Source organism: Aeromonas sp. HMWF014, assembly GCF_963878295.1.
Taxonomy (GTDB): domain Bacteria; phylum Pseudomonadota; class Gammaproteobacteria; order Enterobacterales; family Aeromonadaceae; genus Aeromonas; species Aeromonas popoffii.
In genome coordinates, this window is record NZ_CAWNYS010000179.1 from 1 (window position 1) to 6,430 (window position 6,430).

The 6,430-nt window shown below is 62.0% G+C and carries 6 protein-coding genes and 1 pseudogene; 1 reads left to right on the plus strand and 6 read right to left on the minus strand.

Annotation, left to right across the window (positions count from 1 at the left end; all coding sequences use genetic code 11):
* From uhpA to AAC083_RS06985, 6 genes and pseudogenes are all read right to left on the minus strand, one after another.
* A partial coding sequence (uhpA, locus tag AAC083_RS06960; protein WP_108536167.1) for a transcriptional regulator UhpA occupies positions 1-584 on the minus strand: 584 nt, incomplete at its 3' end.
* 194 nt (positions 585-778) lie between these two features.
* Positions 779-1,174: a nucleoside diphosphate kinase regulator gene (gene rnk / locus AAC083_RS06965; RefSeq protein WP_108536168.1), complete on the minus strand. Its 396-nt coding sequence runs from the start codon at positions 1,172-1,174 to the stop codon at positions 779-781.
* A gap of 264 nt (positions 1,175-1,438) precedes the next feature.
* Positions 1,439-1,609: pseudogene (locus tag AAC083_RS06970) on the minus strand (ABC transporter substrate-binding protein); the annotation flags it as partial.
* 76 nt (positions 1,610-1,685) lie between these two features.
* On the minus strand, positions 1,686-2,369 hold the full coding sequence (locus tag AAC083_RS06975; protein WP_108536178.1) for a hypothetical protein: 684 nt from the start codon (positions 2,367-2,369) through the stop codon (positions 1,686-1,688).
* 58 nt (positions 2,370-2,427) lie between these two features.
* Positions 2,428-3,813 (minus strand): alkaline phosphatase, encoded by a 1,386-nt coding sequence (locus AAC083_RS06980; RefSeq protein ID WP_108536169.1) that lies wholly within the window; start codon positions 3,811-3,813, stop codon positions 2,428-2,430.
* 11 nt (positions 3,814-3,824) lie between these two features.
* Positions 3,825-5,216 (minus strand): alkaline phosphatase, encoded by a 1,392-nt coding sequence (locus tag AAC083_RS06985; protein WP_108536170.1) that lies wholly within the window; start codon positions 5,214-5,216, stop codon positions 3,825-3,827.
* Between the two features lie 332 nt (positions 5,217-5,548).
* Between AAC083_RS06985 and ylqF the strand changes: the two genes are divergently transcribed.
* Positions 5,549-6,430, plus strand: an 882-nt coding sequence (ylqF, locus tag AAC083_RS06990) for a ribosome biogenesis GTPase YlqF (RefSeq protein WP_108536179.1), incomplete at its 3' end; no start/stop codon positions are given.

Below are 6,430 nucleotides of genomic sequence, written 5' to 3' on the forward strand. Positions count from 1 at the left end.
CTGTCCAGCATGCGGTGGGCCAGCTCCACGTTGTTGCTGACCTTCAGTTTGTCCATCAGGTTGGCGCGGTGGACGTGCACCGTCTTGGGGGAGAGGCCGAGCTGTTCGGCGATGGCTTTGACTTCCAGCCCCCGTGCCAGCAGCTGCGCCACTTCCCGCTCCCGGTTGGTGAGGGGATCCTGGCTGTTGCAGGCGAGCTTGTGGGCGATGTCCGGGGTCAGATAACAACCACCGTGGGCGGCGGTGCGCACCGCGGCGATCAGCTCATCCGGGCTGCAGCGCTTGGAGAGAAACCCCTTGGCACCGGCCTGCAATGCCTGCTCGATCAGCGCCGGACTGTCGTGGACCGACAGCATCACCACGGCGAGGCCGGAGGGGAGGCGCTTGAGCAGGTCCAGCCCGGATTGATCCGGCATTGAGATGTCGCATACGCACAACTGCACGCCACTGCCCGGCAACCCGGCGAGGGCGTCGGCGGCCGAGCCGAATTCGGCCACGACCTTGAGGTCTGGCTCGAGATTGAGCAACTGGGCAAAACCGGAACGGACGATCTGGTGATCGTCGATGAGGGCAATCTTTATCATGATGTCAGCCTGAAATCTGCGGCCAGGGTGCTGGCGCGGCCAACAAGATACCTGCCGCCTCGCTCGGGCTCAAGAGGAAGGGCGCATTGTGGTCAGTATGGTGGGCGCTTCTGCCCCAAAACTTGATCGGGATCAGGGTGGGAAGAGCACGCGCCGTCTCCCGTGATGGTCGGGTCGACGCGTGCCCGTGGCGGCTAGCGGTGCAGCTCGCCAGCCCGTTCCGGCTGATAGACCACTTCCAGGATCTCGACCTGGATAGTGCGACCGGCGGGGCCGGGCCAGGCGATGCTGTCGCCCACCTTCAGTCCCAGCAGGGCACTGCCGACCGGTGCCAGCACGGAGATTTTGGACTCATCCCCCTGTACATCTTTCGGATAGACCAGAGTCAGGCAGAAGTCGTTGCCGCTGTTCTGCATCTTGAAGCGTACTGTGCTGTTCATGGTCACCACGTCCGGCGGCATGTCGGCCGGTTCACGCATCTCGGCGCGGTCCAGCTCCTCTTGCAATGCCAGGTGCTGCGGGTGGTTGCCGAGCAGCTGTTCGATGCGATCGAGATCCAGGCTGGAAATCACGAGATTAGGTCTTTGCATAAGATATTCCTTATCAATGGGTCATATGACCAGGATGGCAGACAAGCTGGTCGCAAAAGGGGTCGATACGAAAAAACAGATCGGGAACGCATGCCCCCGAACGACTCGCTGTCAGGGGCGAGGGCGGGGGCTCAACGGGGTGTGAGCTGGCTTGGAAAAATCATGAACGCTTTCATGGGGATACCATAACCATTCTGGACTGCTTTGGCAATTATCCTGATAGGGTTGTCAGGGGGGCTGATAATCGTCCTGAATGCGGTTGTGGGCCAGCGGCATTCGCTCGATTGTCAGCGGCTCCTTGAGGCAGCGGGTGGCGTCCTCCTGCACCTCTACAGCCATGCCGCTTGGGGCGCCCTGATAGGTGCGGATGACATAAGGAGGGATGACCACAAGGGCATGGGCCTGAATGGCCGGAAAGAGCAGGCAGCAGCACAGGAGGCCGGATCAGGAATGAGTGCACAGTGTAACATCCCGTCACTGCCAGTCTGCTCACTCCATTCAGGGTGGCGCGTCAATCGAAGAAATCCCTCAGATCCAGGGTCTGGTAGCCCTCCAGCTGCTGCCAGGGCAGCTGTTTTGGCAAGGTCTTGAGGGTCACCGTCATCCGGTAGCTGCGATAGCCGTCGAGGCTTGCCGACTCCACCACCAACGGCAACTGCCAACGGCTCGACCAGAGGATACGGGTGCGCTGCTTGCCCTCGCGCCCTTCATACCAGCGCGCCTGTTCGGGGGCGGCCTCATCAAGGGGCGTCATCCCTTGCAGCAGGGCCGGGTTGATGAGGTAGCGGATCCGCTCCCAATCGGGTTTGAATGCCACCTGGCCATACTCTTCTACCGGCACCTCCACCAGCTGATTGTGCCAGCTGTCGGCGTAGCGCAGTTGCAGCTCACCCTCCTCACTGTGGCTGACCCAGCGCGCAGCCATCTGATGGGTGAAGTGTTTGTGGCCCGGGGTGGCATCGTGGGTGGCGTGATAGGCGCGTGCCAGGGACAACGGGATGAGCCGCTGGCTCCACACCTGGTTGCCGACCCGCATCCACTTCTCTTGCCAGCTGTTTTCCCTGGCAATGCCATCGCTGCTGGTGACCCTGTCGTGATAGCTGATCCGGGCGGCCAGATCGGGGGCCTCCCCGGCCTGAGCCTGAAAGGAGAGGGCGCTGCCAAGCAGCCATAACGGAAGTAACAATCGCATCATCATGCTTGATCGCTCGAAAGAGCAGGGGCCCGGGTTCAGACATCCGGGCCCCTGCAGCTTACAGGCCGAGCGCCTCCCGCAGTTTGCCGAACACGCGGGTATTGTCGAGCGTGCCCTTGAAACGGCTGCTGCCGGCGCCGTCTGCGAACAGCATCACATCGCCGCCGCCGTGGGTCTCGGAGCCCAGCTTGACGCCGGTCTCCTGCTGGTAGTCGTCGCTCATCACCTCATCGCTGGTGAGGGTAGGGCGCACCGCCGGGCGGTTGGGACCGTTACCGAACACCAGGGTGGTGAAGGGTTTGCCATCCACGTCGTTCTGGGTCGAGCCGTCGGCGTTCTTGACCAGATCCAGCACCTTGTTGCCCTTGGCGGAGTAGCCGTTGATGGTCATGGTGTGGTCGTGGTCGGCGGTGACCACGATCAGGGTATCGCTCAAGTCCACCTTGCCCAGCGCCGTTTTGACCGCGTCATCCAGCGCTACCGCATCCGTGAGGGAACGCTTGGCATTGGTGCCGTGCAGGGCGTGGTCTATGCGCCCCCCTTCCACCATCAAGAAGTAGCCCTGGCTGTTCTGGCTCAAGAGATCGATCGCCTTGGCGGTCATCTCGGAGAGGGATGGCTGGGTATTGGCCGCCCCCTTGGCGACGCGGTCCAGCTCGTAGTCGAGGTGGGATTTAGGACTGAACAGGCCGAGCAGCTTGCCACTGCTGATCTTGGCCAGATCGCTCTGGGTGGTGACATAGCTGTACCCCTGTGTGGTCAGCTCGGCGGTGAGATCCCGGCCATCGGCACGGCCGCCCTTGTTGCTGGCGCTGTAGGGGGTCCAGTGATTGGCACCGCCCCCCATCAGCACGTCCACCCCGTCCCCGAGCGCGGCGTTGAAGCCAGCTCCGCCCGGCACCGCCTGCGCAGCGATGGCATAGGCGGCATCCCGGTGGCAGATATGGGCGTAAGTCGCCGCCGGGGTGGCGTGGGTCAGCTCAGTGGTGGTGACGGCGCCGACCGACTTGCCCGCCGCTTTGGCCAGCTCCAGTATGCTGGGCACAGGCGAGCCGTTGTCGCTGGTGCAGTTGTTGATGCCCTTGTTGCCGTTGGCATCCTTGGCCGGAGCGACGGCCTTGGTGTCGCTGCTCATGGCGATCACCTCGTTGTTCATTTTGACGCCCGTGGTGTAGGCCGCCATGGAGGGGGCCGAATCCGTGGTCTGGGCATCGTTGGAGAAGGTCTTGATGCGGGCGCTGCGTGGCAGCTTCATCATCTCCAGGTTGCCCTCTTCGCCCACCTTGAACAGACGAGTGGCGGTGAGCACAGTGGGGCCCATGCCATCACCGATAAACAGGATGACGTTTTTGGCATCGCTGGCCTGGGCCTGGGCAAAGGAGCCGAGGGCGGTGAGCAGGGCGGTGCCGACGAGGGTTTTGTGGTATGGGGTGGTGCTTTTCATGGTAATGCTCCTTACAGCCCGGCTGCAGCCTTGACCTTGCCAAAGACGGCGGTGTTATCGAGTGAGCCGTGGAAGCTGTCCGCTCCCTGGCCGATGGCGCCGAGGAAGACGTCGGTGCCGCCATGGGTCTCGTTGCCTAGCTCGCCCACCTTGACCACCACCTCCTGGTGATAGTCGTTGGCGGAGACAGTGGCGTCATCCAGCGCGGCGACGTTGCTGCGCGGGCCATCCACCCGGTTGTAGCCGTTGCCAAAGCCGATGATGGTGTAGGGCATGCCATCGCTATCCTTGCTCGGTTCGCCGGTCTCGTAGTTCCTCACCAGCCCGAGCACGCCCGGATTGTCAGCCGTGGTCTTGCCGGTGCGTTTGGCATAGCCGTTGAGCACCAGGGTGTGGTCATGGTCGGCGGTGACCACTATCAGGGTGTTTTTCAGCTCGGGATCGCTCTTTTTTACCTCGTCGATAGCGGCCTTGATGGCGTTGTCGAAGGCGAGGGTATCTTGCAGGGCGCGTTTGGCGTTGGTGTCGTGCAGGGCGTGATCGATACGTCCCCCTTCCACCATCAGGAAGTAGCCCTTCTCTTTATCCTTGAGCTGCTTGATGGCAGCCAGGGTCATCTGGGCCAGCGACGGCTCGCTGGCGGGGCGGTCCAGATCATATTTCATGTGGCTTGCACCAAACAGCCCCAGCAGCGGTTTGCCCGCCTCGGCCTTGTTCAGCTCGTCCAGATTGCTGGCGAACTGGTAGCCCTTGGCCTGCATCTCGCTGATAAGGTTGCGGCCATCCTCCCGCTTGCCCTTGTCGGCCAAGGGCAGGAAGAAGCTGCTGCCGCCACCGAGCACCACATCCAGCCCCTCTTTCAGGGTGCCGTTGTAACCGACGCCGCCCGGCACCAGCTGGACGGCGATGTCATTTTCCAGATCCCGGTTGCAGATGTGCGCATAGGTGGCGGCCGGGGTGGCGTGGGTGACCCGGGTGCTGGTCACCACGCCGGTACCACGGCCATCGGCCTTGGCCAGCTCCAGCAGTGTGGTGACCGGCTTACCGGCGCTCTTGCTGCAGTCGCTCTCATAGGTGGCATCGCCATCCATGCTGATGACACCGTTGTTGCTCTTGACCCCGGTCATGTAGGCCGCCATGGAGGGGGCCGAGTCGGTGACTTGGGAGTCGTGGGAGAAGGTCTTGATGAAGGCCGTCTCCGGCAGGGTATCCATGGTAAGACTGCCCTCTTCTCCTACGCCATAGATGCGGGCTGCGGTCAGGGTGTTGAGGCCCATGCCGTCACCGAGGAAGAAGATGACGTTTTTGGCGCCGGACTCTGGGGTGTCGCTGTCGTTGTTGGAGTTGCAGCCGGCGGCCAGGGTGGCGCCGATCATCAATGCAAGTCCTGCCATTTTTCTCATTGGGGTTCGCTCCTTGTAAAACCTGAGCGAAGCCTAAAGGGATCAGATGACACTTTTAGTGGTTATCGATGACAATCCGGTGAAGACAAGGCTTGAATGTTATGTTGTATCAATCAGTTATCTGCAAAGGCCAGTCGAATGAAACGCGGGCTTGTGCTGGTGGCAAGGGGCGCTCGCGCGTTGGGGGTTTACGTTCATGGGGCTAGAATGACCTGTCAAATCCGGGCATCAGCAGGTAAAATACGCCCCCTTGCGACGCCTGACGTCCGCCATTGCCCGCCGCTCGTTCCATAGCAAGCCAGCGCCCGCAGCCCCTACAGAGAGTAACGGATATGTCCATCAACTGGTTCCCCGGCCACATGCACAAGGCCCGCAAAGAGATTGCCGAGGTCATGCCACAGGTCGATGTCATCATAGAGATGCTCGATGCCCGCATCCCCTTCTCCAGCGAAAACCCACTGGTGCCCGAGCTGCGTGGCGATACCCCTGTTATCAAGGTGCTGAACAAGGCGGATCTCGCCGACCCCGAGATCACGGCGCTGTGGGTGGCCCACATGGAAAAAGAGAAGGGGATCAAGGCCCTGCCGCTGACCCAGCAGGAGCCGGAGAAGATCAAGCAACTGCTGACCCTGTGCCACGAGATGCTGCCGGAGCGCAATCTGGAGCTGCGCGGCGTGCGGGCCATGATCATGGGGATCCCCAACGTGGGCAAATCCACCCTGATCAATACCCTGGCGGGGCGCATCATAGCCCGGACAGGCAACGAGGCGGGGGTGACCAAGTCCCAGCAGCGGATCAAGCTCGATAACAACGTCGTCCTGACCGATACCCCTGGCTTTTTGTGGCCCAAGCTCAACCCGCCCTCCTGTGGTTATCGGCTGGCGATCACCGCAGCCATCAAGGACACGGTATTTGACTATGCCGACATCGCCATGTTTGCCGCCGATTACTTCATCAAGGCCTATCCGGAGCGCGTCAAGGCCCGCTACCAGATAGCCGAGCTGCCGGAAACCGAGATCGAGCTGCTGGAGTTGATCGCCCGCCAGCGCGCCTTCATGCGCAAAGGGGGCCTGGCCGACCTGCACAAGGCGTCCGAGATCCTGGTGAACGAGTTCCGCTCAGGCATGCTGGGGCGCATCTCACTGGAAACCCCGGAGATGGTGAGCGCCGAGATAGTGGCGGCCGAAGAGGACGCGGCGCAGAAGGCCAAGGAG

Coding starts and splice junctions, on each gene's coding strand:
- rnk (WP_108536168.1), bottom strand. CDS start 1,174: ATGCAAAGACCTAATCTCGTGATTTCCAGCCTGGATCTCGATCGCATC.
- AAC083_RS06975 (WP_108536178.1), bottom strand. CDS start 2,369: ATGATGCGATTGTTACTTCCGTTATGGCTGCTTGGCAGCGCCCTCTCC.
- AAC083_RS06980 (WP_108536169.1), bottom strand. CDS start 3,813: ATGAAAAGCACCACCCCATACCACAAAACCCTCGTCGGCACCGCCCTG.
- AAC083_RS06985 (WP_108536170.1), bottom strand. CDS start 5,216: ATGAGAAAAATGGCAGGACTTGCATTGATGATCGGCGCCACCCTGGCC.